The sequence below is a fragment of the Streptomyces sp. RerS4 genome, assembly GCF_023515955.1.
Classification (GTDB): domain Bacteria; phylum Actinomycetota; class Actinomycetes; order Streptomycetales; family Streptomycetaceae; genus Streptomyces.
The window spans coordinates 958,479-984,173 of sequence record NZ_CP097322.1; the positions used below are offsets into that span (position 1 = coordinate 958,479).

Below are 25,695 nucleotides of genomic sequence, written 5' to 3' on the forward strand. Positions count from 1 at the left end.
TGGCGGCGGTCAGAGTAGAACGCGTTGCAAAAATCCGGAAGGGCCGCGCAGGGGCGGTCGCCAGTCCTGCTGTCTGCCGCCGACTGCCGCTGCCGGCACCGGACCGGCTGCGGCGGCGCGGCGCCCGTCAGTTCAAGGCGGTGATCATGGACGCGGCCGTCGCCGCCATCGCCTCGCGGGCGGCGGTCAGGTACGGGCGGGGGTCGGCCGGGGTCAGGTGGGTGCGGATGGCGTCGGTCATGGCCACGTTGAGCGCCGTACCGATGTTGACCTTGCGGATGCCGCCGGCCACGGCGGCCGCCAGCTCCGCGTCCGGCAGACCCGAGGAGCCGTGCAGGACGAGGGGTACGTCCACCGACTTGGCCAGCTTCGCCAGGAGCACGTGGTCCAGCGCCGCCGTCCGGCTGGTCATCGCGTGGCTGCTGCCGACGGCCACGGCCAGGGCGTCCACCCCGGAGTCGGCGACGAACCGCCGCGCCTCGTCGGGGTCGGTCCGCGCGCCCGGCGCGTGCGGGTCCAGCGGCGCGGCGCCGTTCTTGCCCCCGACCTCGCCGAGCTCGGCCTCGATCCACAGCCCGTTGACGTGGGCCCAGTCGGCCGCGGAACGGGTCGCCTCCAGGTTCTCCGCGTAGGGCAGGTGCGCGGCGTCGTACATCACGGACCCGAATCCGGCGTCGACGGCCTGCCGCAACAGGTCCGGGCTCTTGACGTGGTCCAGGTGCAGTCCTACGGGCACCCCCGCCGCCTCCGCGCACGCGGCGGCCGCCCGTGCGATGGGCAGCACGGCGCCGCCCCGGAACTTCACGGCGTTCTCGCTGAGTTGCAGGATCACCGGCAGGCCGACCCGCTCGGCGCCCGCGACCACGGCCTCGGCGTGCTCCAGGGTGATGATGTTGAACGCGGCGACGGCGCGGCCGGCGGAGGCGGCTTCGGCGACCAGGGTTCCGGCGGAGGCGAGGCTCATCGGACCGCCTCCTCGGCGGGAGCGGGGGCCGGCGCGAGGATCACCGAGCGGGTCAGGTTGCGGGGCGCGTCCGGGTCCAGCTGCCGGTGTGCGGCGACCGCCACGGCGAGCCGGTGGACGCGTACCAGCTCGGCGAGCGGGTCCAGTTCCCCGCCCACCCACGTGGCGCCGGTGCCGCGCACCTGCTCGGCGATCCCGTCCGGGGCCACGTCGAGCGACCAGGTCACGGAACCGGATCCGGTGACGCTGACCGGGCCGTGCCGGTACTCCATCGCCGGGTAGGACTCGGCCCAGGACAGGGACGCCTCGCGCATCTTGAGGGCTGCCTCGTGGGCCAGGCCGACGCTCCATCCCCGCCCGAGGAAGGTGAACTGCCGCCCCACCTCCAGCCCGACCGGCAGCGGCACGGCCAACGCCGTCCGCGCGTCGGCCACCGCCGCCGGGGTGTGCGCGCCGACGTGGGCGCGCAGCAGGGTGAGGGCGGTGGTGGCGAAGCGGGTCTGGACGACCGACCGCTCGTCGGCGAAGTCCAGGACCACCAGGTCGTCGGCGAGGCTCGTCACCGGCGTGTCCGGGTCCCCGATGACTGCGGTGGTCGGCGTACCGGCCTCCCGGAGGGCGGCCAGCAGGTCGAGGACCTCGGTGGTGGTACCGGACCGGGTGAGCGCCACGACCCGGTCGTAGCGGCGGCGGTGCGGGAACTCCGAGGCCGGGAAGGCGTCGGTCTCGCCCTGCCCCGCCTCCTCCCGCAGCGCCGCGGCCGCCCGGGCCATGTAGTACGAGGTCCCGCAGCCGACGATCGCGGTCCGCTCCCCCGGCTTCGGCAACACCGCCCGCCGGGCCGGGGCCAGTTCGGCGGCCCGTTCCCAACTCTCGGGCTGGGTGGACAACTCGTACGCGACGTGACTCATGCGGGCTCCCTGCGCGTTGGCGGGCTGGCTGGCTTGCCGACTTGCTTGCTCATTTGCCTGCTTGCGTGTTGCTGCAAGGTAGCGGGCCGTTTCGCGCAACTTCAAGCATCCACGGGGTGACGCCCTCGGTTAGTCTCGACGCCGGGCCGCACGGGCGCCCGGACGACGCACGGGAGGGGCGCCATGACCCGTAAGGAACGGTGGCAGAGACTGTTGGACCTGCTGGTGGAGCGGGGCGGGCTGGAGGTGGAGGCGGCGGCGGCATCGCTCGGCGTGTCCGCCGCGACGATCCGCCGCGACCTCGACCAACTCGCCGAGCAGCAGCTCCTGGTCCGCACGCGCGGTGGGGCGGTCCCGCACGGCGTCTCCTACGAACTCCCGCTGCGTTACCGCACCTCCCGCCGGGCCGCCGAGAAGCACCGCATCAGCGAGGCCGTCGCGGCCCTCATCGCACCGGGTGAGGTGATCGGCCTGACGGGTGGCACGACGACCACGGAGGTCGCCCGCGCCCTGGCGGCCCGCCCGGACCTCGCGACGGGCTCCCCGGCACTGACCGTCGTCACCAACGCCCTCAACATCGCGGGGGAACTGGTGATCCGGCCGCAGTTCAAGATCGTCCTGTCGGGCGGCGTCGCACGGCCGCAGTCCTACGAGCTCACCGGCCCGCTGGCTCAGCAGACGCTGGGGCAACTCACGCTGGACACGGCGGTGCTCGGCGTCGACGCCTTCGACCCGGAGGACGGCGCGGCCACCCGCCACGAGGACGAGGCCGCGGTGAACAGCCTCCTGTGCGCCCGCGCCCGACGGGTGGTGGTCGCGGCCGACTCCACCAAACTCGGCGTCCGCGCGTTCGCCCGCATCTGCGCGACGTCGAGGGTCCACACCCTGGTCACGGACACGGGCGTGTCGGCCGCTCTGGCGGCGGCGTTCGAGGGGGCGGGGGTGGAGGTTGTGGGGGTGTGAGGGGGGAGCGGGGTTCGGGGTGGGGGCGGGGTTTCGGTGGGGCGGCGCAGGCCAGTGCCGAGTCACGCCGGCCTCGCCCGAAGCCGCACAAGATGAGCGGAGGCTGCGCCAAACCTGTCGGTGTGGGCCGCCCCCGGTCAGGCGCCGGTGGTGGCCGGGACGGGGTCCGGACCGGGTCCGGAGCCGATGATCTGTGCGAGCAGGTCGAGGCCGGGACGGTCCACGGGTCGGGTGGTGGCGTTGAGGATGACGACTGCGGCTCCGCGTTCGGGGGCTATGGCCAGCAGGCTGCGATAGCCGCCGGTGCCGCCGGTGTGGAACAGGATGCGGTGCCGACTGCGGGGCAGGTTGGCCGAGATCCAGCCAGGATGGACGGCGGCTCTGGCGTTGACGCGGTGGGCGGTGGTGTGGGTGATGGCGATGGCTTCGGCGAGTTCTTCGGGCGCGGGGCCGATCTGGGCCCGTGCCAGCGTGAGCAGGTCGGGCACGGTGGAGTGCAGGCCGCCGGCGCCGGCGAGGGCGGCCAGGTGCCAGGGTGGGCGGGGGCGGCCGGTGCGGGAGTGGCCGGCGGCCAGCCGTGCGGTGCGTCCGGGGTCGAGGACCACGCGGGTGTCGGTCATGCCGAGTGGCCGGCAGATCTCGTCCTGAACAAGCGTGTCGTAGTCGGTGCCGGTGTGGCGTGCCAGGGCGAAGCCGAGCACCCCGGCGCCGAAGTTGGAGTAGCGGAAGCGGGTACCGGGCACCGACCGCAAACGGGTGCGCCGCAGTCCGTCCATCAGGAGCTCGCCCGTGCAGCCGGCGTAGGGGTCCGACCGGAACAGGCCTCGCGGCAGAAGGCCTTTGGGCAGCCGGGGCAGGCCGGAAGTGTGGCAGGCCAGGTGAGCCAGCTTGATGACCTCACCGCCGCGTTCCGGAGCCGTGATGTCGCGGGGTAGCAGGTCGTGAAGCGGTTGGTCCAGTCCCACGACGCCGCGCACGGTGAGCCGGGCCAGGGCCAGCGCGGTGAACGTCTTGGTGACGGAACCGATTTCGAAGAGCGTGCCGGGGTCCGCGCCGTGCAGTGCGGACTGCCCGCCCCGGACGGCACCCACCACGACGGCGCCACACTGTCGGGCACCGAGCCGCTCCGCCGTTCGTCGTACCAGATCGTCGAGGAGCGAGGTCACGATCGTCAGGCCTCCGTACGGCCGAACAGGCGTCGGCCGCCGTACTTCTTGTGTACGGCCTGCTTTGAGACCCCCAGCGCCTCGGCGATCTGCGTCCACGTTGTCCCTGCCACCCGCGCCCGGTGCACGAGAACCTCTTCCTGTCCTTCCAGGCGGCGGCGCAGTGCGGCTGCCTCGCGCAGCGCTTCGATGGGATCGACGTTCTCGGTGATCGACGAAATATCAACTCCAGCCATGCGTCAACCTTAGTTGACCTTCCCCTCGATCGTCAACCTAAGTTGACGGCATTGGTGAGGTGCCGAACCGCTCTTCTTCGCCCGGCCGAACAACGACCGCAGCACGATGAGCGTGTGCCGTCGCCGGCTGCCGTGGAGGGCATCGAGTCGGGTGAGGACGTCGCGGCGGGTCGGCTCGCGCGTCTCCCCGGCAACGGTGACTCCTTGAACACCTTGCCCGCCGCCTGGGCCTGCGCCGACGAGGTGAAGGCGGCCCGAAGGTCCCCTGAGCGACCCCAAACAACCGCCGGCCGCCGAAATATGAGGAGCGCGTACCGGTCTGTCGCGTCTGGGGGTCCGGAGGGCGGTCTGGTCGTCCCGGCGTGTGGGTAGCCGGCGGCCCCTCGCTGGTCCCTGACGGAGCCGCTCCTTCGCCTTTGCCCCGTGAGCGTTCCACGAGAGACCCCCATACGCTCCCTGATCCCGCCCCACCGAAACCCCGCCCCTACCCGCGCCCCCTCAACACCCGCGCCCCCTCAACACCCCGGTACCCGTTCCGCCTCCCGCACCAGCGCCCCCAGCACCGGCGCGATCAGCGGGTGCGACTGCGCCCCGCGGCGGGTCGCGGCGAAGACGCGACGGGTGGCGGCCGGACCCGTGACCGGGCGGACCGTGACCTCCTTGAGGTCCATGCCCCGCAGCGCCGAGCGGGGTACCAGGGCCACCCCCGCCCCCGCGCCGACCAGGGCGGTGACGGCCCGGAAGTCGTCGGACGAGTGCGCGAAGCGGGGCTGGAAGCCCGCCAGTTCGCACGCCAGCAGGGTCACGTCGTGGCACGGGTTGCCCGGGTACTGGCCCACCCAGTCGGAGTCGGAGAGGTCCGCCAGCTCCACCGCCGGGAGGTCGGCGAGGCGGTGCCCGGAGGGCAGGACGGCGTCGAAGGGTTCCGCGTAGAGCGGGAGCACCGACAGGCGGGCGTCGTCGGCGCCCGGTCCGCCGCGGTACTCGACCGCCAGGGCGACGTCCGCCTCCCCGTCGAGCAGCATCGGCAGGCTCTGGTCGCCCTCCGCGTCCCGGACCCGGAGCCGGATGCCGGGGTGTTCCACGGCGAGGCGGGCGATGGCCGGGGCGAGCACCTCGGCGATGCCCGTCGCGAAGGCGGCCACGGTGACCTCGCCCGACGATCCGCCCGCGTACGCCGCGAGTTCCGCCTCGGCGCGCTCCAGCTGGGCCAGCACCTCGTGGGCGTGGCCGAGCAGGATCTCACCGGCCGCGGTGAGCCGTACGCCCCGGCCGCTGCGGGTGAGCAGCGTGTGGCCGGTCTCCTGCTCCAGGGCGGCGAGCTGCTGGGAGACGGCGGACGGGGTGAGGTACAGGGCTGCGGCCGCGGCGGTCACCGTACGGTGGTCCGCCACGGCCCGCAGGATGCGCAGCCGGCGGGGGTCGATCACCCCTCCATTGTCTCAGCCTGCGGATGTGCCGAGCGCCGCGCGGGCGTCGACGAAGGCGGCCACGGCGCGCTCGACGTCGGCGGTCGAGTGGGCCGCCGAGAGCTGGACGCGGATGCGTGCCGCGCCCATGGGCACGACGGGGTACGAGAAGCCGATCACGTACACGCCGCGCTCCAGGAGCAGCTCGGCCATCCGGGCCGCCTCGGCCGCGTCGCCGATCATGACCGGGGCGATGGCGTGGTCGCCGGGCAGGATCTCGAAGCCGGCCTCGGTCATCTTCGTGCGGAACAGCTTGGTGTTCTGGGCCAGCCGGTCGCGCAGGTCGCCGGCGGACTCCAGGAGGTCGAGGACCTTCAGGGAGGCGGCGGCGATGACCGGGGCGAGGGAGTTGGAGAACAGGTACGGGCGGGAGCGCTGGCGCAGCAGGGCGACGATCTCGGCGCGGGCGGCGACGTAGCCGCCGGAGGCTCCGCCGAGGGCCTTGCCGAGGGTGCCGGTGATGATGTCGACGCGGTCCATGACGCCGTGCAGTTCGGGAGTGCCGCGGCCGCCGGGGCCGACGAAGCCGACGGCGTGGGAGTCGTCGACCATGACCATGGCATCGTAGCGGTCGGCGAGGTCGCAGATCTCGGTCAGCGGGGCGACGTAGCCGTCCATGGAGAACACGCCGTCGGTGACGATGAGCTTGCGACGGGCGCCGCCCTCGGTGGCCTCCTTGAGACGGGCCTCCAGCTCGGCCATGTCGCGGTTGGCGTAGCGGAAGCGGCGCGCCTTGGACAGGCGGATGCCGTCGATGATCGAGGCGTGGTTGAGGGCGTCGGAGATCACCGCGTCCTCGGCGCCGAGGAGGGTCTCGAAGACGCCGCCGTTGGCGTCGAAGCAGGAGGAGTAGAGGATCGTGTCCTCCTGACCGAGGAAGGAGGACAGGCGGGCCTCCAGCTCCTTGTGGACCTCCTGGGTGCCGCAGATGAAGCGGACCGAGGCCATGCCGTAGCCCCAGCGGTCCAGGGCTTCCTTCGCGGCGGTGACGACCTCGGGGTGGTCGGCGAGGCCGAGGTAGTTGTTGGCGCAGAAGTTGAGGACCTCGCCGGGGGCGCCCCCCGCGGTGACCGCGACGGCGGCGTTCTGCGGGGTGCCGATGACGCGTTCGGGCTTGTGCAGGCCCGCGGCGCGGATCTCGTCGAGGGTGGTGCGGAGGTCTTCGCGTACGGACTCGAACATGGCTTCGGCTTCTCCTTGTGCGGAAGGCGGCGGACGGCGGCGGACGGATGGGGCCGGGCCCCGCGGAGGGGGGGGAGGGTGTGCGGGGCCCGGCCGTGGGGAGATGGTCGGAGGGATCGCTGAACGAGTCCGAGCGGATGCGGATCCCGATCGGATGCGGATCCGGCTCGGATCCCGATCCGGATCCGGGCGGAACACCCCGGCGGTTTACGCCGTCCAGTCCAGGATGATCTTGCCGCTGCGGGCGGTGGCGGCCTCGTCGAAGGCGGTCTCGAAGTCGCGGTGCGAGTAGCGGCCGGTGATGACCGGGGACAGGTCGAGCCCGCCTTCCAGCAGGACGGTCATCGCGTACCACGTCTCGAACATCTCGCGGCCGTAGATGCCCTTGATGGTGATCATCGAGGTGACGACCTTCGCCCAGTCGACCGGGAACTCCTGCGCCGGCAGCCCCAGCATGGCGATCCGGCCGCCGTGCGTCATGTTGTCGATCATGTCGCGCATGGCCTCGGCCCGGCCGGACATCTCCAGGCCGATGTCGAAGCCCTCGCGCAGCCCGAGCTGCTGCTGCGCGGCCTGGATCGAGGATTCGGCGACGTTGACGGCGAGGGTGGCGCCGGCCTTGCGGGCGATCTCCAGGCGTTCGGGGCTGACGTCGGTGATGACGACGTTGCGCGCGCCGGCGTGCTTGGCCACGGCCGCCGCCATGATGCCGATCGGGCCGGCGCCGGTGATCAGCACGTCCTCGCCGACGAGCGGGAAGGACAGCGCGGTGTGCACGGCGTTGCCGAAGGGGTCGAAGATGGCCGCGACGTCGAGGTCGACGGCGGTGCGGTGCACCCACACGTTCTGCGCGGGCAGCACGACGTACTCGGCGAAGGCGCCGTCGCGGCCGACGCCGAGGCCGATGGTGCTGCGGCACAGGTGGCGGCGGCCGGCCAGGCAGTTGCGGCACTTGCCGCACACCAGGTGGCCCTCACCGCTGACGAGGGCGCCGATCTCGATGTCCTGGACGTCCGCGCCGAGCGCGGCGACCTCTCCGACGAACTCGTGTCCGAGGACGAGGGGCGTCTTGACGGCGCCCTGGGCCCAGCCGTCCCACGAGCGGATGTGCAGGTCGGTTCCGCAGATGCCGGTGCGCAGCACCTTGATCAGCACGTCGCCGGGGCCGTACTCGGGCTCGGGGACGTCCATGAGCCACAGGCCGGGCTCGGCCTTGTGCTTGACGAGTGCCTTCATGGGGGGTGGCTCCAGGCATGCGGAAGGAAGGCGCTGCGCGCGGGGGCGCACAACGTCGCTTGACGGGCACCAATGTGCCGAGCGGCGTGGTGATCAGTCCATCGAGACTTTCTTAAGCGGGTCGACAGCCCAGCTTCACGCCTATGCTCCTCAGGTGACGGGGCAGGCGCCTTCGGGCGGCGCCCGGGGGTGGGTGAATGGGGAGGTGAGGGGCGTGCCGAGTCTGCGCAGCAGGGCGCTTTCGGCCGCGCTGACGGCGGCGGGGCGGCGAAGACGGTTCGCCACGGCCGAGGCGGTACGGGCCCGGGTGGCCCGGTCGGCGCGGCGGCCGGCGTCGCACCTGCCGCCGCGTTCGCTGGGGCGGGTCGCGGACGTGTCGCGGACCTTCGTCGGGGCCTGGCCGGTGTACGATGCCGCGCCGCGCGGGCGGGAGCCGGTGGCGCGGGTGCTGTACGTGCACGGTGGCGCGTACATCGACGAGCTGGTGCGCCCGCACTGGTCGCTGATCCGGACGCTGGTGACGCAGGCGCGGGCCCGGGTGGTGGTGCCGGCGTACGTGTTGGCGCCGCGCGGGACCGCCGATCGGACGGTTCCGGTGGCGGCGGACCTGCTGAGCGGGCTGATCGAGAGCGGTGGCGCGGGCGGCACGGTGCTGATCGGCGATTCCGCGGGCGCCGGGCTGGCACTGGCGGCCGCGCAGCGGTTGCGGGAACGTACGGGCGCCCAGCCGTCGCGCATCGTGTTGATCTCCCCGTGGCTGGACGTGAGCATGACCCATCCGGGGCAGGCGGAGATCGAGGCGGCGGACCCGGTGCAGGCCCGGCCGGGGTTGGTCGAGGCCGGGCGGCTGTACGCGGGCACGCTGGCGGTGGACGATCCCCGGGTGAGCCCGTTGCACGGTTCCTTCGCGGGGCTGGCTCCGTTGACCGTCTTCACGGGGACGCGTGACGTGCTCAGCACCGACAGCCGGGAGCTGTTGCGGCGGGCGCGGGCGGCGGGCTCCGAGGTGGAGTGGCACGAGGAGGCGGGGCTGCCGCACCTGTACCCGTTGCTGCCGGTACCGGAGGGGCGGGCGGCGCGGGACCGGATCGTGGAGCTGATCAGGGAGACGGCCCACGAGCGCTGAGGACGGCCGGCGACGTCCCGTACCCGCCCCCGCCCCTGCCCCTGCCCCTGCCACCGCCGAGCACCGCCGCACGACATGGTCGGCCACGGCCGCTTCAGGCCGTGCAGGTCATCAGCGAGCTGACCGGCCAGGCGCGGTACGCCGCCCAGTACGCCTCGTCACGGCTCGCGTCCGCCGGTGGCGTGCGGCTCGGCTGCCACCCGACGGTGCTGAAGCCCGCGTCGACGGCGGCTTCGGCGAAGTCGGCGTGCGCCCATTCGCGGTACTCGAAGTGCTGCGGCGGCTCGGTGAGGAACTGGGCCTTGAGCAGGGGCGCGTCGCCCTCCGGCACCCGGTCGAGGATGCGCATCCCGTACGGGGACCAGTCCACGTGCGGGTACGCGCCGGGGTTGCGGACCAGCGTCAGCAGGCGTCCGCCGGGGCGCAGGTTGGCCCGGATCCCCCGGAACATGGCGTGCAGCGAGTCCCGGTCGGGGGCGTGGCTGAACAGGTAGACGGCGGTGGCCAGGTCGAAGGGGCCGAGCTGGGGCATCTCGGCGGCGTCGGCGACGACGTACTCGACGGTCGGGGCGTCCTGCCCGTGTCGTTCCCGGGCGCGGCGGACGCGGTCGGGGCAGCTGTCGACGCCGACCGTGCGGCGGGCTCCGCCGTCGGCCAGCAGGGTGACGGTGTGGCCGTGTCCGCAAGCCACGTCGAGGGTGTCGAGGTCGCGCACCCCGCCGAGGGCGTCGAGGGCGGTGCGCAGGGTGTGGGCGTCGGCCGCGGTGAAGGCCGCGCGGGGCGCGGGGTGCGTGGACGTGTCGTGCTGCTGTCGCATGCGGGGAGCCTCCCCGGGCGGGGCGGTGAGGTGGGCCGTCCGGCGGGTGCGTCCCCCGGACGGGGGAGGCGTTCGGGTCAGTCCGTACGACGTACGACGTACGGCGCGGGGGCCACGTACGGCGCGCGGGCCGCGTAGGGCGCGGCGGTGCGGCCGTGCCGGCGTGCGGGGGGCGACCGGCGGGGCGCATGCTGGCTGTGTGACGGCGAGACCGGACGGCGGCGGCCCGGCGGGCGGTGCCACGGCGCGGGCGTTGGCGCGTGCGACCAGGCGCGCCGTGGAGGCCGTCGGCGGGTACGCGGGCGCGATGTACCTGCGCACCGGCACGCCGGAGCTGCTGTTGATGGCGACGGTCACCGGTCTGCCGGGGGCGTTGATCCGGCCGTGGTGGCGGATGCAGGTGAACCGCCCCTATCCGGTCGCCGAGGCGTACCGGTCGGGCCAGGCGGTGTACCTGCCCGACGGGGAGGCCGCGATGCGGCGCTTCCCGCAGCTGATGGCGGGGCTGCCGTTCCCGTTCGGGTCGCTGTACGAGCCGGTGACGGCCGGATCGGAGCGGTTCGGGGTGCTGGTGGTGCTGCGTCCGGCGAGTGCGGAGGCGACGGTGGACGTCGCCGACCGGGAGCGGATGCGGGAGGTCGCCGAGGGGCTGGCCGGGGAGCTGGTCGCGCTGGCGGCGGCCGGTCATCGGGTGCGCTGGGAGGGCGATCCGCTGTCGGTGCCCTCGCCCGTGCCGGCCGGAGGGGCCGTGGAGGCCGTGGACCGGCTGGAGGAGGCGGTGCTGTCGGTGGACCGACAGGGCACGATCGCCTTCGTCGACGCCACCGCCGAGGCGCTGCTCGGCGTGAGCGGCTCCGAGTTGCGGGGGCGGGCGCTGTGGGAGGTGCTGCCGTGGCTCGGGCATCCCGCGTACGAGGACCACTTCCGCGGCGGATACCTGTCCGACGCGCCCGTGCACTTCACCGCCCGCCCGAGCGGGCCGCCCGAGCGGGACTGGGTGTCGGTGGGCCTGTACCCGGGGCCCGGCGGGCTGACGGTGACGATCGGGGCGGCCGAGACGCCGCCGTACGCGCCCGAATCGGTGACCCTGCCCGGCGCCGGACTCGGCTCCCCTGCCGACCGGGCGGCCTCGCTGTACCGGCCGGTGGCGCTGGCCATCGCGCTGACGGAGGCGGTCACGGCGCGGCAGGTGTCGGCGGTGGTCACCGAGGAGCTGTTGCCGGCGTTCGGGGGCCGTCAGCTGGCGATCTACCTGCTCGACGAGCGGCACCTCTACCTGGCCTGGGAGACGGGATTTCCGCACGGGTTCCTGGACCGCTTCGACGGGGTGTCGTTGGACGCGCGGTTGCCGGGCGTGGAGACGTTGACGTCGGGGCGGCCGATCTTCTTCGAGTCGATGCGGCGCCTGGCCGACGCCTATCCGGGGATCCCGCTCGACGCCGACGTCGGCGCACGCGCCTTCCTGCCGTTGATCGCCTCCGGCCGGCCGGTGGGCTCCTGCATCCTCGGCTTCGACCAGCCGCGCGGCTTCAGCCCGGAGGATCGTACGGTCCTCACCGCGCTGGCCGGGCTGATCGCGCAGGCGCTGGAGCGGGCGCGGCGCTACGACAGCGAGGCGGCGCTGGCCCGGGGGCTCCAGGCGGCGTTGTTGCCGCACCGGCTGCCGGTGTCGCGGCACGTGACGACCGTCGGCCGGTACCTGCCGGGGACGGTCGGCATGGACGTCGGCGGGGACTGGTACGACGTGATCGCGACGCCCTCCGGGCTGCTCGCGCTGGTCATCGGCGACGTCCAGGGGCACGGGGTGGCCGCCGCCGCGACGATGGGTCAACTACGCAGCGCCGTACGCGCCTTCGCGCTCACCGGCCTGATGCCGGAGCAGGTGCTGCGGGGGACGAACCGGTTGCTGATCGACCTGGATCCGGGGCAGTTCGCCAGCTGCTGTTACGTCCTCCTCGACCCGGCGTCGGGCCGCGCCCTGGCCGTACGCGCCGGGCACCCGCAGCCGTTGCTGCGTCACCTCGACGGGCGCACGGAGGTGCTGGACCTGCCCGGCGGGGTGGTGCTCGGCATCGACCCGGAGGCGGAGTATCCGGTGACGGAGCTGCGTCCGGCGCCCGGCGAGGTGCTCGCCCTGTACACCGACGGGCTGGTGGAGCGCGCCGGCAGCGACTTCGACGAGGGGGTCGAGCGGCTGCGGGCGGCGTTGGCCGCCGCCGAGCCGTCCCCGCTGACGGAGACGGCCGACCGCCTGATCGGCGAGGCCGCCGGCATCGCGGACCGACCGGACGACATCTCCCTGCTGCTGGCGTCGCGTACGGGGCTGCCGTAGGAGCACGGACCGCGGGCGCGAGGCGGGCTCGCGGGCCGGGGCGGGCTCGGGGGCTCGGGGCGGGCTCGGGGTCTCGGGGCTCATACCGAGAGCGCGTCTCCGCACAGGACGAGGGCGGTGTTGATGAGGCCGATGTGGCTGAACGCCTGTGGGAAGTTGCCGAGTTGGCGGCGGGCGACGGGGTCGTACTCCTCGGCGAGCAGGCCCACGTCGCTGCGCATGTCGAGCAGCCTCTCGAAGAGTTCCCGGGCCTCCTTCTCCCGACCCGTCAGGTGGAGGGCGTCGGCCAGCCAGAAGGAGCAGGCCAGGAAAGCGCCCTCGTCGCCCGGCAGGCCGTCCACGGACACGCCTTCGGTGCTGTAGCGGCGTACGAGGCCGCTGCTGCCGAGTTCCTCGCGGACGGCGTCGACGGTGCCGATGACGCGCGGGTCGTCGGGGGGCAGGAAGCCGACCCGGGGGATGAGCAGGGTGGCGGCGTCGAGCTCGCGCGAGCCGTAGTACTGGGTGAAGGTGCCGCGCTCGCGGTCGTAGGCGTTGTCGCAGACCTCGCGGTGGACGGCGTCGCGCATGCTGCGCCAGCGGTCGACGTCGCCGGGCAGGGAGGGGTTGCCCTCCAGGGTGCGGACGGCGCGGTCGGCGGCGACCCAGGCCATCACCTTGGAGTGCGTGAAGTGGCGGCGGGGACCGCGTACCTCCCACAGCCCCTCGTCGGGTCGGTGCCAGTTGCGCTCCAGGAAGTCGAGGAGGGCCAGTTGGATCCGCCAGGCGTGCAGCTCGGCGGGCAGCCCGTTGTTGCGGGCGAGGTGGAGGGAGTCGAGGACTTCCCCGTACACGTCGAGCTGGAGTTGGTCGACGGCCGCGTTGCCGATGCGGACGGGTGCGGAGGCGGCGTAGCCGCGCAGCCAGGGCAGTTCGGTCTCGGGGATCCGGCGTTCGCCCGCGATCCCGTACATGATCTGGAGGTCGGCCGGGTCGCCGGCGACGGCGCGCAGCAGCCAGGCCCGCCAGGCGCGGGCCTCGTCGAGGTAGCCGGTGGCGAGGAGCGCGTCGAGGGTGAGGGTGGAGTCGCGCAGCCAGCAGAAACGGTAATCCCAATTGCGGACGCCGCCGATCTCCTCGGGGAGGGAGGTCGTGGCGGCGGCGACGATGCCGCCGGTGGGGGCGTAGGTGAGGGCCTTGAGGGTGATCAGGGAGCGCAGTACGGCCTCCCGGTACGGGCCGTCGTAGCAGCACCGGCCGCTCCACTCCCGCCAGTCGGCGAGGCTCTGCTCCAACGCGTCGTACGGGTCCCCGGGCTCGGGGCGCGGCTCGTGCGAGGGGTGCCAGGTCAGGGCGAACGCCACCCGCTCACCGGGGCCGACGCTGAACTCGGAGCGGGTGCTGTGGCCCACGCCCCAGGTGCGGACGCTGGGCACGCTGCGAAACCACGCCGAGTCGGGCCCGGCGACGGCCACCCGGTCGCCCTCGCTGCGCCGGACCCAGGGGACGACGTGACCGTAGTCGAAGCGCAGGCGCAGCGTGCTGCGGACGGCGACCCGGCCGGAGACGCCCTCGACGATGCGCATGACCTCGGGGGCGGTCTCGCGCTGCGGCATGAAGTCGATGACCTTGAAGGCGCCGTCCGGGGTCTCCCAGTGGGACTCCAGGACCAGCGAGTCGTCGAGGTAGGCGCGGCGGGTGCAACGGTCGCCGTCGGCGGAGGCGGTGGGGGCGATGCGCCAGTGGCCGTTGTCCTTGTCACCGAGGAGCGCGGCGAAACATGCCGCCGAGTCGAAGCGGGGCAGGCACAACCAGTCGATGGACCCGTCGCGCCCGACGAGGGCGCAGGTCATGAGGTCGCCGATGAGTGCGTAGTCTTCGATCGCCTGGGTGAAATGCGTCATCCATCCGCTGTTCCCCCATTCCCGAACCACCAATCAGCCACCGCTGGGGGGCGTGGGTCCCGCGTACGGACGGCGCCCCGCCCACCCGCCCATCCCCGCGGATGCGGGGAGCAACAGAAGGTACCGTCACCCTCAACCCAAACCGCAGGACCATCCCCGCGCGGTGCGGGGAGGAATCACCGCCCGAGAGGAGTTCGACTCCCGATTCGGGGCCGTCCCCGCAGCGCGGGGAGCATCCGATCCCGGACGGACTCGTGATCGACCACCTGGGGTCATCCCCGCGGATGCGGGGAGCAACCCCACCGAGGTACCCGAGTCACCGCCAGGCTCGGAGTCGGGGAGCAGTCGGCCAGGGCGGCCCGGTACGGGTAGCCATTGGGGTCATCCCCGCGGGTGCGGGGAGCAGTGGAGCAGTACGGCGACGCCATCGTCGCCATGGGGGTCATCCCCGCGGGTGCGGGGAGCAGCCCGTGAGGGCTTCGGCTATCTGTCGGGGTGCGGGGTCATCCCCGCGGGTGCGGGGAGCAGTGCGAGCGGCAGGTACTCGGCGCCGATCTTGAGGGGTCATCCCCGCGGGTGCGGGGAGCAGGACCTCGACCTGGCCGGCGTCCTCGCCGACGTGGGGTCATCCCCGCGGGTGCGGGGAGCAGTTGGCCCGGTTCATGTAGAGCCGGTAGGCCTGGGGGTCATCCCCGCGGGTGCGGGGAGCAGCGGAGGACGGTACGCAGCGACGGTACCGCGTGGGGGTCATCCCCGCGGGTGCGGGGAGCAGTCCGCTCGACGTCGCGCCGCCGACTCCTTCCTGGGGTCATCCCCGCGGGTGCGGGGAGCAGGCTTGCTGGCCAGCGACTCTATGCGAGTACTGGGGGGCTTCTGGCTACTTTCGCCGAATCCGGCTAATGCGGCATACCGCCCCACGGGCCCAGGCGATCCTAGGAGCGGGGGCGATCGGGGCGCCAGTGAGGCCCGGGGCACGCCGCAGGCTGGTGGGGGCGAGCCGAACCGGGGCGTTCGGGGGCGCAAGGGCCTCCGCGCTGGGGGCGGAGGCCCTTGCGGCCGGGGCGGCTAGTTGCGGATCAGGAGGGTGAGGGCCGCGACGACCACGCCGAGGGCGAGGACCTGAGCACCGAGGGCGAGGCGATGGTCACGGAGGGGCCGGACCGGCAGGAGGCGGTCGACGGCGATGCGGCCGGGGCCGGAGAGGGTCAGGGCGGCGGCGCCCACGGTCAGCAGGAGTTCGTACTCGATGCCGGTGGGGGCGAAGAAGGAGCCCGCTCCGTGCACGACGATGGCGTTGATCATCGTGCCGACGACAGCCGCGCCGGCGAGCGGCGTCAGCAGGCCGACCGCCAGGCCGAGGCCACCGAGGGTCTCCGTCAGGCCGGCGATGACGGCGAACGCGTCGCCCGCCGGGTAACCGCTGGCCGTGAAGAACTTGCCCGTGCCGCCGAGCCCGCCACCCCCGAACCAGCCGAAGAGCTTCTGGGAGCCGTGGGCGGCCATCGTCAGGCCGAGGACGAGGCGCAGGAGCAGCAGGCCGACGTCGTGCCCGGCGAGGGGTCCGGACCCGCCGGGGGCGGCCGGGGTGGTGGCCGGAGCCTTCGTCGTGGCGGCGGAGGCGCTGGTCATGGGGGGTTCCTTCCGGTCGGCGCGGCCCGAGGGGACTGTTCAAATTCGAACCGCTCGCCCACGACACTAACCACTGATTCAAATTGGAACAACCCCGTGTACGCTGGCCGCATGGCTGATACGAGATGGCTGAACGACCGCGAGATGCGCGCCTGGGCCGGCTTCCTGGCCGCTTCCTCCCTCGTGAACCGCCGTGTCGACCAACAGCTCAAGGACGACTCCGGACTCTCCCACCCGCAGTACGAGATCCTCGTCAGGCTCTCCGCCGCGCCCGACAACGAGCTGCGGATGACCGAGCTCGCCAACGGGCTCGTCAACTCGAAGAGCGGACTGACCTACCAGGTCACGCAGATGGAGAAGGCGGGCCTGGTCCGGCGCCGCAGTTGCCCCTCCGACGTACGCGGGGTCTTCGCCGTCCTCACCGACGCCGGCCGCGCCCGACTGGAGGAGGCCGCACCGGGCCACGTGGCGGTCGTCCGGCAGATCCTCATCGACATCCTCACCCCGGAACAGCTCGACACTCTCGCCGACGGCCTCGGCGAGGTCAGCCGTCGACTGCGGGATCAGAACGCCTGACGGGGTAGAACGTCCTTCATGGACGGAAAAGTCTGGTTGATCATCCTCGCGGTCGTCGCCCTCGGGGCGGCGGTCGCGGCGGCCGTGCTGCTCGTACGGATCCTCCGTGCACGCAAGCTGCTGCTGGACGCGGGGATCCCCCTGCGGGACAAGGCGCTGTTCTGGGTGGCGGTCGTCTACACCGTCTCGCCGGTGGATCTGATCCCGGACCCGGTGTACCTCGACGACATCGGCGTGCTGCTGCTCGCGCTGCGTTCCCTGCAAGCCGCCGCGACGGCGGCCGGGGCGCGCGAAGGCACGCGGTCCGCCGACCGGACCGTCTGAGTGTCTCGCCCCCGGGGACCTGCCGCACCCCGCCGAGGGCGGACAGGCGCGAAGTGGCGGCGACTGAGTTACACGTGCAACGCCCGGCGGGCGTGAGCGGTCCTGGTCCACCAGGTGGAGTTGCCGTCCGAGGTGCAAGAGCATGTAGACGCCGGGCCCGGACGGGGCACACACGCCGTGTTCCCCGTCCGCTCCCGTTCGCCGGCCGGGCGGGAAACACGAGTAACGCGCCGACCGGACCCGTCTCGGCGCAACCCCCGCGTTCTGCCACCCGGGGCGCCCTCCCTCACCTAACGTCGACCCCGAGAAGCCCACCGCCGGCGCACCGGGAGACTGCCGTGAAGATGCTGATCAACACTCCGGACACCGTGGTCGACGACGCCCTGCGCGGGATGGCCGCCGCCCACCCCGACCTGGACGTGGACGTGGAGGCGCGCATCGTCGTCCGGCGGGACGCGCGGGCCGGCGGGCGCGTAGGACTGGTGTCCGGCGGCGGTTCGGGGCACGAGCCGCTGCACGCCGGGTTCGTCGGGTACGGGATGCTGTCGGCCGCGTGTCCCGGCGAGGTGTTCACCTCACCCGTCCCCGACCAGATGCTGCGGGCCGCGATCGCCGTCGACGCCGGCCAGGGGGTGCTGTTCGTCGTCAAGAACTACACCGGCGACGTTCTGAACTTCCGCATGGCGGCCGAACTGGCCGAGGACGACGGGCTACGCGTCGAACAGGTGCTGGTCGATGACGACGTGGCCGTCGCCGACAGCCTCTACACCGCCGGGCGGCGCGGTACCGGCGCCACCCTGTTCGTGGAGAAGATCGCCGGGGCCGCCGCCGAGGAAGGGGCGCCGTTGGAGCGGGTCTCGGCGCTCGCCCGGCAGGTCGTGGCGTCCTCACGGAGCTTCGGCGTCGCGCTCGGGGCCTGCACCACCCCGGCGAAGGGCAGCCCGACGTTCGATCTCCCCGCCGACGAACTGGAGTTGGGGGTCGGCATCCACGGCGAGCCGGGGCGGGAGCGGCGGCCCATGATGACCGCCCGGGAGATCGCGGATGCGGCGGTGGGCGCCGTACTGGACGACCTGGCGCAGACGGGCCCCGGCGACGGTCCGGTACTGGCGCTCGTGAACGGGATGGGGGCGACCCCGCTCCTGGAGCTGTACGGGTTCCACGCGGAAGTTACACGTGTGTTGGCCGCCCGGGGGGTGCCGGTGGCGCGGGCCCTCGTCGGGAACTACGTCACCTCGCTGGACATGGCCGGCTGCTCGGTGAGCCTGTGCCGGGTCGACGACGAACTGCTGCGACTGTGGGACGCCCCCGTGCAGACCGCCGCGCTGCGTTGGGGCCGGTGAGGCGGCCGCCCCCGCCGTAGGGTGAGGCGTAGGACGGCCTGACGGACAGGACAGGGCGGGCAGGGCGGTACGAGGCGAGGAGATCCGGTGCGTGACGCAGACTTCTTCCGAGACTGGATGGACACCACCGCCACTGCGGTGGAGCGGGAGGCGGACCGGCTCACCGAGCTCGACTCCCCCATCGGTGACGCCGACCACGGCAACAACCTGCTGCGCGGGTTCGTGGCCGTACGGGCGGCCCTGGCGGACGCCGAACCGGCCACCCCTCCCGGCAAGGTCCTCCAACTGGCCGGCCGGACGCTGATCTCCACGGTCGGGGGCGCGTCGGGACCGCTCTACGGGACCCTGTTGCGCCGTACGGGCAAGGAGCTCGGCGACGACGCCGAGGTCTCCGACGAGCAGCTGCGCAAGGCCCTGGACGCCGGCGTGGCGGCGGTCGCGCAGTTGGGCGGGGCGGCGCCCGGGGACAAGACGATGCTGGACGCGCTGCTGCCGGGCGTGGCGGCGCTCGCCACGTCCTATCGCGCCGCCGGGGACGCGGCGGACGGCGGGGCGCTGGCGACCGTTCCGATGCTCGCCCGCAAGGGCCGCGCGAGTTACCTCGGGGAGCGCAGCGTCGGCCACCAGGACCCGGGGGCGACGTCGTCGGCGCTGCTGCTGGGGGCGTTGGCGGACGCGGCCGAACGCGCGGACGGGGCGACGGCGTGAGCGCGGCGGACGGGGCGATGAGCGGGGCGACGGGAACATCGGACGCGGTGGTCGGCATCGTCCTGGTGTCGCACAGCGCGGAGGTCGCGCGGTCGGTGGCGGAGCTGGCCAGGGGCCTGGCGGCCGGCGGGGCGGTGGCGCCGGTGGCCCCGGCGGGCGGCGGACCCGACGGCGGGCTGGGCACCAACGCGGCGGAGATCCTCGCGGCCGTGGCGGAGGTGGACCGGGGTGCCGGGGTGGCGTTGCTCGTGGACCTGGGCAGCTCGGTGTTGACGGTGAAGGCCCTGCTGGAGGACGGCGACCTGCCGGCGGGGTGTCGGCTGGTGGACGCGCCGTTCCTGGAGGGGGCGGTGGCGGCGGTGGTCGCGGCGTCGGCGGGCGCCGACCTGGAGGCGGTCGCGGCGGCGGCCGGGGAGGCGTACGCGTACCGCAAGACGTGAGGCGGGAGGGGCGGCAGCCCGGCGCTCGTCGGTCGTCGGTCGCCCATGCCGCGCGGGGCTCCGCCCGCAGGTCCCTCGGGCCCTTCGGGCGCGCGGGACGAAGCACCGGACGCGCCCCGTCCCGCCCCCGTACCGTCAGCCGCGCCCGCGCAGGGTTTCGATCTCGCGGCGTTCCCGCTTCGTCGGCCGGCCCGCGCCCCGGTCGCGGATGCCGACCACACCCGCCTCGACGGCGGTGGGCGGCGGCGGGCTGTTGTCGATGTAGCACTCGGCGGCGACGGGCGGCCCGACCCTCTTGGTCACCGGACGCCGGACCACGACGATCCGTTCCCGGCCCGCGTGGAAGAGCCGTACCTCGTCGCCCGCCCGAACCTGCTGCGCGGGTTTGGCCCGTTCGCCGTTGACCTTCACATGACCGGCGCGGCAGGCGGTGGCCGCCACGGAACGGGTCTTCGTGAGGCGCACCGACCAGATCCACGCGTCCACCCGCGCGGTCCCCGCCTCCATCGCCACCGTCGCGCCGCCCGAGCCCGTACCCGAAGCCTTGTCCGCGCCCGCACCCGTCGTCACGGCCGCCCGCTTCTGCGTATCTGCTTCTGCCATGCCGAAAACCCTATCCATTCGGGGCGGCGGAAGCGGAACGGATTTCGGCAGATGACACAACACCCCTGGCATCTGCTGCGTAGATGCGCCAAAATGAATTGCAAATGCCGGACTAGTGGGCCTACCTTGTCGCACATGCAGTCCTATACCCACGGACGGGCGGCGCGTCTGCCGGGCGTCAGCCCGGATGCAGCACGTCGCCGGGCCGGCGCCGGCCGGGTCGTGACCCCTCGCGACGAAGGCGGCGGTCGCCAGATCGACGGCCGTGACCTGGCCGCTCGCTCCGTGGGGGTGGGCCGGGGCGCCCACACCGAGGCGACCTCCCCGGCATCGTCACGGCCGTCAGGCTCGGCCACGTGCGGGCCACCGCCCGCGTGAAGTCGACCAGCGTGCGCGCCGACGGCACCTGACCCGTCGCACCGCCGCGCAGCCCGCCCGTTACACGTGATACCCACTGCGTCGGGCCACCCCGCCCCCGTCGCACCCCTCCCGCTCGTCCCCACCCGCTCCGCCCGTCACCGGCGCGGGTCACTTCACGCGGTACCGGCGGCCGGCCGCCGACCCGACCGAGGAGCCTCCACCATGTACGTCTCCCTGAACCGCCGCCGCGCGACCGCCGCCGCATTCACCGCCGCCCTGCTCATCCCGCTGTCGGCCTGCGGCGACGGCAAGACGGACCGGGCGGCCGCCTCCCCCTCCGCCGCGAACTCCGCCTCCGCCTCCTCCCCCGCCCAAGCCAAGGCCAAGGCCGCCAACCTCACCGTCCTGGCCGCGTCCTCCCTCACCGACGTGTTCAAGACCGCCGGCGCCGCGTACGAGAAGGCCCACCCCGGCACCAAGGTCACCTTCTCCTTCGCCGGTTCGCAGGAACTCGCCGCCCAGGTCAAGCAGGGCGCCCCGGCCGACGCACTCGTCACCGCCGACACCAAGACCATGGACGGCCTGAAGGCCGAGACCAACGCCGCGACCGTCATCGCGAAGAACCGCCTCGTCATCGCCGCCGGCAAGGCCAACCCGTTCAAGATCGACGAGCTGAAGGACCTCGCCGACTCGAAGATCAAGCTAGTCCTCGCGGCGCCCGAGGTCCCCGTCGGCCGCTACAGCAAGCAGATCCTCGACGCGCAGAAGATCGAGGTGAAGCCGGTGTCGCAGGAGCCCAACGTCCGCGCCGTCCTCTCCAAGGTCGAGCTCGGCGAGGCCGACGCCGGTCTCGTCTACAAGACCGACTCCGCCAAGTCCGGCGACAAGGTCGTCACGGTCGACATCCCCGACGACCAGAACGCCGTCGCCTCCTACCCGGCCGCCACGCTCAAGCAGTCCAAGAACGCCGAGGCCGCCGCCGCGTTCGTGGCGTGGCTGAACGGGCCCGAGGCCCAGAAGGTCCTCCAGGACGCCGGTTTCCAGAAGGCGTGACGCGGCGCGCCGCTCGGCGCGGAAGGGGACTGCCCGATCCGGGGGGACGGGCAGTCTCCTCCGCGTATCGCGGCATACGGTCCCCCGTGCCTGTACGCCGCCCCCGTACGCCGCTCCCCCCGCCCGGGGCACCCCGTACCCTCCGATCCCAAGACCACGACCACGCCCACGCCCACGGCCACACCCACCGCATCGACCGACCGCCCCCGGCCAGGAACACTCATGAGCAGACCCCGCACCCGCACCCGGCCCCCCGTGACACTGGCGCTGCCCGCGCTGCTCGCCGTCGCGTTCCTGCTGTTGCCCCTCGTCGGCATCCTCACCCGCACCCAATGGGGCGAGCTGGGCGATCACCTGTCCAGCCCCGGCGTGGTCGAGGCGTTGAAGCTTTCGCTGCTGGTGTCCCTCTGGGCGCTGGGCCTCTCGCTGCTCCTCGGGGTACCGCTCGCCTGGCTGCTTGCACGTGTTGCCTTCAAGGGGAAGGCCTTCGTCCGTTCGCTGGTCCTGCTGCCGATGGTGCTGCCGCCGACCGTGGGTGGTGTCGCGTTGCTGTTGGGGTTCGGGCGGCGCGGGCTGCTCGGCCCCTGGCTGGAGGACACCTTCGGCGTCACCCTGCCCTTCCACACCTCGGGGGCGGTCCTCGCGGCCACGTTCGTGGCGATGCCCTTCCTCGTCATCAGCCTGGAGGGGGCACTCGGCGGCCTCAAGCCGAGCTACGAGGAGACCGCAGCCTCCCTCGGGGCCTCGCCGGTCCGGGTGTTCTTCACGGTGACGCTGCCCATGGTGGCCCCCGGCCTGATCGCCGGCGCGGCCCTGACCTGGGCCCGCGCGTTGGGCGAGTTCGGTGCGACCATCACCTTCGCCGGGAACCTGCCCGGCACCACCCAGACCCTGCCGCTCCAGGTCTACCTGCTGCTCCAGGACCGGCCGGAGGCCGCCACCTCGGTCTCCCTGCTGCTGCTCGCCATCGCGATGGGCGTCCTGATCGCCCTGCGCGGCCGCTGGACGGGCACCCCCCTGGACCGCAGGACGCTCGTGGCCCACGCGGTGGCCGACGAGCCGAGCGCAGCCGCCCCCGACCTCGCTCCGGAGCCGCAGGACGCCGCGCCCCACGACGGCGGCCGCTGGTCCCTGCACGCGGACGTGACCGGCTTCAACGAGCTGACCCTCACCGCCGAACCGGGCACCACCATCGCCGTGGTGGGCGAGAACGGCGCCGGCAAGACCACCCTCCTGCGGGCCCTGCTCGGCCTGACCCCGCGCGCCCACGCCGTGCTGCGGCTCGGCGACACCGAGGTCACCTCCCTGCCCCCGCACAAGCGGCAGGTGGCCTGGGTCCCGCAGGACGGGGCGCTGTTCCCGCACCTGACCGCCCTCGCGAACACCGCGTACGGGCTGCGGGCCCGGGGGGTCCCGCGCGCCGACGCCCGTCGTGAGGCGCGGGCTTGGCTGGACCGGCTCGGGGTGGGGCACCTCGCCGGGCGCAAGCCGGGCCAGTTGTCCGGCGGGCAGGCGCAGCGGGTGGCGCTGGCCCGTGCGCTGGCGGCCCGACCCCGCCTGCTGCTGCTCGACGAGCCGTTGGCCGCCCTCGACCAGACGACCCGGGCGCGGGTGCGGCACACGCTGCGGACGCATCTCGCGGACTTCGGCGGGGTGTGCCTGATCGTCACGCACGATCCGGTGGAAGCGGTGTCGTTGGCCGACAGGGTCCTCGTCCTGGCGGACGGGCGGACCCTGCAGGACGCCCCGCCGGGGGAGGTCACGCGGCACCCGCGTTCGCCGTGGGTGGCCCGGATGCTCGGGCGCAACGCCTGGTCGGGGACGGCCTCCGCCGAGGGCCTCGCGCTGCGGGGCGGGGGGCGGCTCGTGGTGGCCGAGGCGCTGCCCGAGGGAGCGCCGGCGCTGGCGATCATCGCCCCGGAGGCGGTGTCGGTGCACCGGGAGAAGCCGGGCGGCAGTCCTCGTAACGTCTGGCCCGGAACCGTACGGGAGATCACGGCGGTCGGCAGCCGGTTGCGCGTGTTGATCGCCTCGTCCGAGGCGCCGGACCTGGTCGCGGAGATCACCCCTCAGGCCGCCGCCGAACTCGGCGTGGCGGAGGGCGCGTCGGTGTGGACGAGCGTGAAGGCCACCGAGGTCACGTTGGTCCGGTTGTAGCGAGGGGGTGGGTGGTGGGTGGGTAACTCGTGTTACCCGCCCCCGGTCCGCCCGCTCGCCGCCCCCTGCCCCCGCTACGGGACGATGAACTCGCACCACACGCGCTTCCCGCCGCCCCGGGGTTCCACGCCCCAGGCGTCCGCGAGGGTGTCCACCAGCATCAGGCCCCGGCCGGAGACCGCCCAGTCCCCCGCCTCCCTGCGGCGTGGCAGGGCGCTGCTGGTGTCCTCGACCTCGACCCGGATCCGGCCGGCGGCGGTCAGTCGCATGCCGACGTGGCCGCCGCCCTCGGTGTGCACGAGTGCGTTGGTCATCAGCTCGTCGGCGGCCAGCTCGATCTCGTCCGCCCGCTCCCCCGCGCCCCACGCCGCGGCGGCCGCCCGGATCAGGTGGCGGGCCAGCGCCGGGCCCTCGGGGTCGCCGGGGCTCAGACGTTGGCGCAGCGGGCCTCCGCCGCGCGGGGCCGGGGTGCCGCGCCGACGCAACACGAGCAACGCCATGTCGTCCCCGCCACCTGCGTCCCCGACGAGGTCGCACAGCACGTCGGCGAGCTCCTCGACCTCGGCAGGCCCCTCCCGGACGGCGTCCAGGAGCTCCCGCATCCCCGCCTCGGGCTCACCGCCGGGCCGTTCGACGAGGCCGTCGGTGCACAGGATCAACGTGTCCCCCGGGTGCAGTTCGAGGGTGGAGACGGGGTAGCCGGCTCCGACCTCCGGCGCCCCCTCGGCCGTTCCCGCACCGCCCTGCGCCTCCCGCGCGGGCAGCCCCAGCGGCAGCCCGCCCGCGATCCGGACGCGGTGGCAGCTGCCGTCCCCGCGCCGTACGACGGGGTCGAGGTGGCCGGCGCGGACGAGGAGCAGCGTGCCGGTGGTGAGGTCCAGTTCGGCGTAGGTGCAGGTGGCGAACCGTTCCGTGGCCAAGTCCCGCAGGAAGACATTGGCACGTGCCATCGCCGTACCGGGCGTGTGGCCTTCGAGGATGTACGCGCGGAGCACGATCCGCAGCTGACCCATGACGGCGGCCGCGTCCGTGTCGTGTCCCTCGACGTCGCCGATCATGACGCCGACCCGGCCCTCGCCCAGTGGTATCACGTCATACCAGTCGCCGCCGATGTCCCGGCCCATGCGCGCGGCCCGGTACCGTACGGCGATCAACGCGCCCGGCACCTGCGGGATCCGGCGGGGCAGCAGGGCCCGCTGGAGGCCCTCGGCGAGGTCGTGTTCCTGTTCGAAGAGCATCGCCCGCTGGAGGCTCTGCGCGATGCCGCTGCCGAGGGCGACGAGGACGTTGCGCTCCTCGTCGGTGAAGTCTCCGTCGCGCGTGTAGAGCAGTCCGATCGCGCCGATGGGCTTGCCCTGGGCGATCAGCGGCAGGTAGACCCCGCTGCGTACGGACAGCGGCTCGATGTAGGGCCACAGCTGCGGGTAGCGGCGTTGGAATTCCTCGCGAGAGGCGATGAGGACCGGCTGCAGGGTGCGGACGGCCTCGCTCATCGGGAAGGGCGCGTCGATGCGCGTGTACTCGATCTCCGGCACGTACGAACCGAGCCGGCCCTCCGCGACCAGGTGGATCCGTGCGCCGTCCACGATGCCGAGCATGACGCTGACGGCGCCGAGGTGTCCGAGGGCGTCCGGGTCCTTGAGGATGTCGGTGACGTCGTGGACGGTGCGGGCGTGGGCGAGGATCGCCGTGGTGCGCTCGACGACGCCGGTCATGCGGCGGCGCCCTTCGTCGCGCTCGCCGGCGGCGCCGGGCTCGCCCGGGTCGTGGTCGGCGTCGCGGAGGATGCCGATGATGCGGTACGCGCGACCGTTCGGCTCGCGCAGGATGTGTCCCTGGACGTGGGTCCAGGCGGTGGAGCCGTCGGGGCGGCGGGTGCGGAAGTAGGCCCCGTAGTGGCTGCGCCCGTCCGTCAGGGCCTGGGAGACGCGCCGGTCGAGGCGTGCCTCGTCGCCGGGCAGGACGCGCTCGCGCAGCCCGGCGGGGGTTCCGTCGAACTCCTCCGGGCGCAGTCCGACGACCTCGGCGGCGGTCGCGTCCAGATGCATGCGTCCGCTGTCGAGGTCCCAGTCGAAGGTGCCCATGCGGTTGAGCGCGAGGCTCAGGTCGGGCCGCGCGGGCCAGTCGACCTCGGGGGTCCGTCCCCGCTGGTCCATGAGGCCAGGGTCTCACCGTTCCCCCGTCGTCGGCACGCGCACGCGCCGGCGGCCGGCCGTC

General features: G+C 73.6%; 22 protein-coding genes and 1 CRISPR repeat array. Of the genes, 10 read left to right on the top strand and 12 right to left on the bottom strand.

The annotated features are described in order from the left end of the window. Positions 1 to 127 precede the first annotated feature (127 nt). Positions 128 to 964 (bottom strand): class II fructose-bisphosphate aldolase, encoded by an 837-nt coding sequence (locus tag M4D82_RS04365; protein WP_249764759.1) that lies wholly within the window; start codon positions 962 to 964, stop codon positions 128 to 130. After that, positions 961 to 1,875 carry an SIS domain-containing protein gene (locus M4D82_RS04370; RefSeq protein WP_249764760.1) on the bottom strand — a complete coding sequence of 305 codons (915 nt, stop codon included), beginning with the start codon at positions 1,873 to 1,875 and terminating at the stop codon, positions 961 to 963. Before M4D82_RS04370 ends, M4D82_RS04365 begins: the two co-directional genes overlap by 4 nt. Positions 1,876 to 2,058: 183 nt before the next feature. On the opposite strand from M4D82_RS04370, the gene M4D82_RS04375 reads away from it, so the two are divergent. Then, a complete protein-coding gene (locus M4D82_RS04375; protein ID WP_249764761.1) occupies positions 2,059 to 2,838 on the top strand; it encodes a DeoR/GlpR family DNA-binding transcription regulator in 780 nt (259 codons plus the stop codon). A gap of 137 nt (positions 2,839 to 2,975) precedes the next feature. On the opposite strand, the gene M4D82_RS04380 is transcribed toward M4D82_RS04375, so the two are convergent. From M4D82_RS04380 to tdh, 5 genes are all read right to left on the bottom strand, one after another. Continuing rightward, positions 2,976 to 4,004 carry a serine hydrolase domain-containing protein gene (locus tag M4D82_RS04380; RefSeq protein ID WP_249764762.1) on the bottom strand — a complete coding sequence of 343 codons (1,029 nt, stop codon included), beginning with the start codon at positions 4,002 to 4,004 and terminating at the stop codon, positions 2,976 to 2,978. Between the two features lie 5 nt (positions 4,005 to 4,009). Continuing rightward, entirely contained in the window at positions 4,010 to 4,240 is a 231-nt protein-coding gene (locus tag M4D82_RS04385; protein ID WP_249764763.1) for a hypothetical protein, read from the bottom strand. A 515-nt stretch (positions 4,241 to 4,755) separates the two neighbouring features. Next, positions 4,756 to 5,670 carry a LysR family transcriptional regulator gene (locus M4D82_RS04390; RefSeq protein WP_249764764.1) on the bottom strand — a complete coding sequence of 305 codons (915 nt, stop codon included), beginning with the start codon at positions 5,668 to 5,670 and terminating at the stop codon, positions 4,756 to 4,758. A gap of 12 nt (positions 5,671 to 5,682) precedes the next feature. Continuing rightward, on the bottom strand, positions 5,683 to 6,891 hold the full coding sequence (locus tag M4D82_RS04395) for a glycine C-acetyltransferase (protein ID WP_249764765.1): 1,209 nt from the start codon (positions 6,889 to 6,891) through the stop codon (positions 5,683 to 5,685). 207 nt (positions 6,892 to 7,098) lie between these two features. Then, the gene (gene tdh, locus M4D82_RS04400) at positions 7,099 to 8,127 is read right to left on the bottom strand and encodes an L-threonine 3-dehydrogenase (protein WP_249764766.1); all 1,029 of its coding nucleotides are present in this window, start codon (positions 8,125 to 8,127) and stop codon (positions 7,099 to 7,101) included. A 214-nt stretch (positions 8,128 to 8,341) separates the two neighbouring features. Between tdh and M4D82_RS04405 the strand changes: the two genes are divergently transcribed. Continuing rightward, positions 8,342 to 9,253, top strand: a complete 912-nt coding sequence (locus tag M4D82_RS04405; protein WP_249764767.1) for an alpha/beta hydrolase fold domain-containing protein — start codon at positions 8,342 to 8,344, stop codon at positions 9,251 to 9,253. A 94-nt stretch (positions 9,254 to 9,347) separates the two neighbouring features. Here the strand turns inward: M4D82_RS04405 and M4D82_RS04410 are convergent, their stop codons facing one another. Continuing rightward, positions 9,348 to 10,070, bottom strand: coding sequence for a class I SAM-dependent methyltransferase (locus M4D82_RS04410; protein WP_249764768.1), 723 nt, complete (start codon positions 10,068 to 10,070; stop codon positions 9,348 to 9,350). A 199-nt stretch (positions 10,071 to 10,269) separates the two neighbouring features. Between M4D82_RS04410 and M4D82_RS04415 the strand changes: the two genes are divergently transcribed. After that, on the top strand, positions 10,270 to 12,402 hold the full coding sequence (locus tag M4D82_RS04415) for a PP2C family protein-serine/threonine phosphatase (protein ID WP_502988871.1): 2,133 nt from the start codon (positions 10,270 to 10,272) through the stop codon (positions 12,400 to 12,402). Positions 12,403 to 12,482: 80 nt separating this feature from the next. Here M4D82_RS04415 and M4D82_RS04420 read toward each other — a convergent pair whose 3' ends face one another. Together M4D82_RS04420 and M4D82_RS04425 are read right to left on the bottom strand one after the other, a co-directional pair. Continuing rightward, positions 12,483 to 14,285: a glycoside hydrolase family 15 protein gene (locus M4D82_RS04420; RefSeq protein ID WP_249764769.1), complete on the bottom strand. Its 1,803-nt coding sequence runs from the start codon at positions 14,283 to 14,285 to the stop codon at positions 12,483 to 12,485. 377 nt (positions 14,286 to 14,662) lie between these two features. After that, a CRISPR array of direct repeats spans positions 14,663 to 15,118; the repeat unit is 29 nt; unit sequence GGGGTCATCCCCGCGGGTGCGGGGAGCAG. A gap of 232 nt (positions 15,119 to 15,350) precedes the next feature. Then, positions 15,351 to 15,914 carry a DoxX family protein gene (locus tag M4D82_RS04425; RefSeq protein ID WP_249764770.1) on the bottom strand — a complete coding sequence of 188 codons (564 nt, stop codon included), beginning with the start codon at positions 15,912 to 15,914 and terminating at the stop codon, positions 15,351 to 15,353. A gap of 111 nt (positions 15,915 to 16,025) precedes the next feature. Here M4D82_RS04425 and M4D82_RS04430 point away from each other — a divergent pair, with 111 nt between their 5' ends. The 5 genes from M4D82_RS04430 to M4D82_RS04450 all read left to right on the top strand — a co-directional run bounded on the left by M4D82_RS04430 (position 16,026) and on the right by M4D82_RS04450 (position 19,305). Further along, positions 16,026 to 16,490, top strand: a complete 465-nt coding sequence (locus M4D82_RS04430) for a MarR family winged helix-turn-helix transcriptional regulator (protein WP_249764771.1) — start codon at positions 16,026 to 16,028, stop codon at positions 16,488 to 16,490. Between the two features lie 18 nt (positions 16,491 to 16,508). Then, entirely contained in the window at positions 16,509 to 16,814 is a 306-nt protein-coding gene (locus M4D82_RS04435) for a YkvA family protein (protein ID WP_249764772.1), read from the top strand. A 338-nt stretch (positions 16,815 to 17,152) separates the two neighbouring features. After that, complete coding sequence (dhaK, locus tag M4D82_RS04440; protein ID WP_249764773.1) at positions 17,153 to 18,157, top strand: dihydroxyacetone kinase subunit DhaK; 1,005 nt, start codon at positions 17,153 to 17,155, stop codon at positions 18,155 to 18,157. A gap of 87 nt (positions 18,158 to 18,244) precedes the next feature. Continuing rightward, on the top strand, positions 18,245 to 18,865 hold the full coding sequence (gene dhaL / locus M4D82_RS04445; RefSeq protein ID WP_249764774.1) for a dihydroxyacetone kinase subunit DhaL: 621 nt from the start codon (positions 18,245 to 18,247) through the stop codon (positions 18,863 to 18,865). 17 nt (positions 18,866 to 18,882) lie between these two features. Further along, a complete protein-coding gene (locus M4D82_RS04450; RefSeq protein ID WP_249771451.1) occupies positions 18,883 to 19,305 on the top strand; it encodes a PTS-dependent dihydroxyacetone kinase phosphotransferase subunit DhaM in 423 nt (140 codons plus the stop codon). Between the two features lie 135 nt (positions 19,306 to 19,440). Here the strand turns inward: M4D82_RS04450 and M4D82_RS04455 are convergent, their stop codons facing one another. Continuing rightward, positions 19,441 to 19,812, bottom strand: coding sequence for an RNA-binding S4 domain-containing protein (locus M4D82_RS04455; RefSeq protein WP_249771453.1), 372 nt, complete (start codon positions 19,810 to 19,812; stop codon positions 19,441 to 19,443). 678 nt (positions 19,813 to 20,490) lie between these two features. Between M4D82_RS04455 and modA the strand changes: the two genes are divergently transcribed. Together modA and M4D82_RS04470 are read left to right on the top strand one after the other, a co-directional pair. Next, positions 20,491 to 21,321, top strand: a complete 831-nt coding sequence (modA, locus tag M4D82_RS04465; protein WP_249764775.1) for a molybdate ABC transporter substrate-binding protein — start codon at positions 20,491 to 20,493, stop codon at positions 21,319 to 21,321. A 222-nt stretch (positions 21,322 to 21,543) separates the two neighbouring features. Further along, positions 21,544 to 23,478 carry an ABC transporter permease gene (locus tag M4D82_RS04470; protein ID WP_249764776.1) on the top strand — a complete coding sequence of 645 codons (1,935 nt, stop codon included), beginning with the start codon at positions 21,544 to 21,546 and terminating at the stop codon, positions 23,476 to 23,478. A 74-nt stretch (positions 23,479 to 23,552) separates the two neighbouring features. On the opposite strand, the gene M4D82_RS04475 is transcribed toward M4D82_RS04470, so the two are convergent. Next, positions 23,553 to 25,634 carry a SpoIIE family protein phosphatase gene (locus M4D82_RS04475; RefSeq protein WP_249764777.1) on the bottom strand — a complete coding sequence of 694 codons (2,082 nt, stop codon included), beginning with the start codon at positions 25,632 to 25,634 and terminating at the stop codon, positions 23,553 to 23,555. Positions 25,635 to 25,695: the final 61 nt, after the last annotated feature.

What these genes read in the sequence shown, in the direction of transcription:
- M4D82_RS04365 (WP_249764759.1), bottom strand. Translation starts at nt 964, where the DNA reads ATGAGCCTCGCCTCCGCCGGAACCCTGGTCGCCGAAGCCGCCTCCGCC.
- M4D82_RS04370 (WP_249764760.1), bottom strand. Translation starts at nt 1,875, where the DNA reads ATGAGTCACGTCGCGTACGAGTTGTCCACCCAGCCCGAGAGTTGGGAA.
- M4D82_RS04375 (WP_249764761.1), top strand. Translation starts at nt 2,059, where the DNA reads ATGACCCGTAAGGAACGGTGGCAGAGACTGTTGGACCTGCTGGTGGAG.
- M4D82_RS04385 (WP_249764763.1), bottom strand. Translation starts at nt 4,240, where the DNA reads ATGGCTGGAGTTGATATTTCGTCGATCACCGAGAACGTCGATCCCATC.
- M4D82_RS04395 (WP_249764765.1), bottom strand. Translation starts at nt 6,891, where the DNA reads ATGTTCGAGTCCGTACGCGAAGACCTCCGCACCACCCTCGACGAGATC.
- tdh (WP_249764766.1), bottom strand. Translation starts at nt 8,127, where the DNA reads ATGAAGGCACTCGTCAAGCACAAGGCCGAGCCCGGCCTGTGGCTCATG.
- M4D82_RS04410 (WP_249764768.1), bottom strand. Translation starts at nt 10,070, where the DNA reads ATGCGACAGCAGCACGACACGTCCACGCACCCCGCGCCCCGCGCGGCC.
- M4D82_RS04420 (WP_249764769.1), bottom strand. Translation starts at nt 14,285, where the DNA reads ATGACGCATTTCACCCAGGCGATCGAAGACTACGCACTCATCGGCGAC.
- M4D82_RS04425 (WP_249764770.1), bottom strand. Translation starts at nt 15,914, where the DNA reads ATGACCAGCGCCTCCGCCGCCACGACGAAGGCTCCGGCCACCACCCCG.
- M4D82_RS04430 (WP_249764771.1), top strand. Translation starts at nt 16,026, where the DNA reads ATGGCTGATACGAGATGGCTGAACGACCGCGAGATGCGCGCCTGGGCC.
- M4D82_RS04435 (WP_249764772.1), top strand. Translation starts at nt 16,509, where the DNA reads ATGGACGGAAAAGTCTGGTTGATCATCCTCGCGGTCGTCGCCCTCGGG.
- M4D82_RS04450 (WP_249771451.1), top strand. Translation starts at nt 18,883, where the DNA reads ATGAGCGGGGCGACGGGAACATCGGACGCGGTGGTCGGCATCGTCCTG.
- M4D82_RS04455 (WP_249771453.1), bottom strand. Translation starts at nt 19,812, where the DNA reads ATGGAGGCGGGGACCGCGCGGGTGGACGCGTGGATCTGGTCGGTGCGC.
- modA (WP_249764775.1), top strand. Translation starts at nt 20,491, where the DNA reads ATGTACGTCTCCCTGAACCGCCGCCGCGCGACCGCCGCCGCATTCACC.
- M4D82_RS04470 (WP_249764776.1), top strand. Translation starts at nt 21,544, where the DNA reads ATGAGCAGACCCCGCACCCGCACCCGGCCCCCCGTGACACTGGCGCTG.
- M4D82_RS04475 (WP_249764777.1), bottom strand. Translation starts at nt 25,634, where the DNA reads ATGGACCAGCGGGGACGGACCCCCGAGGTCGACTGGCCCGCGCGGCCC.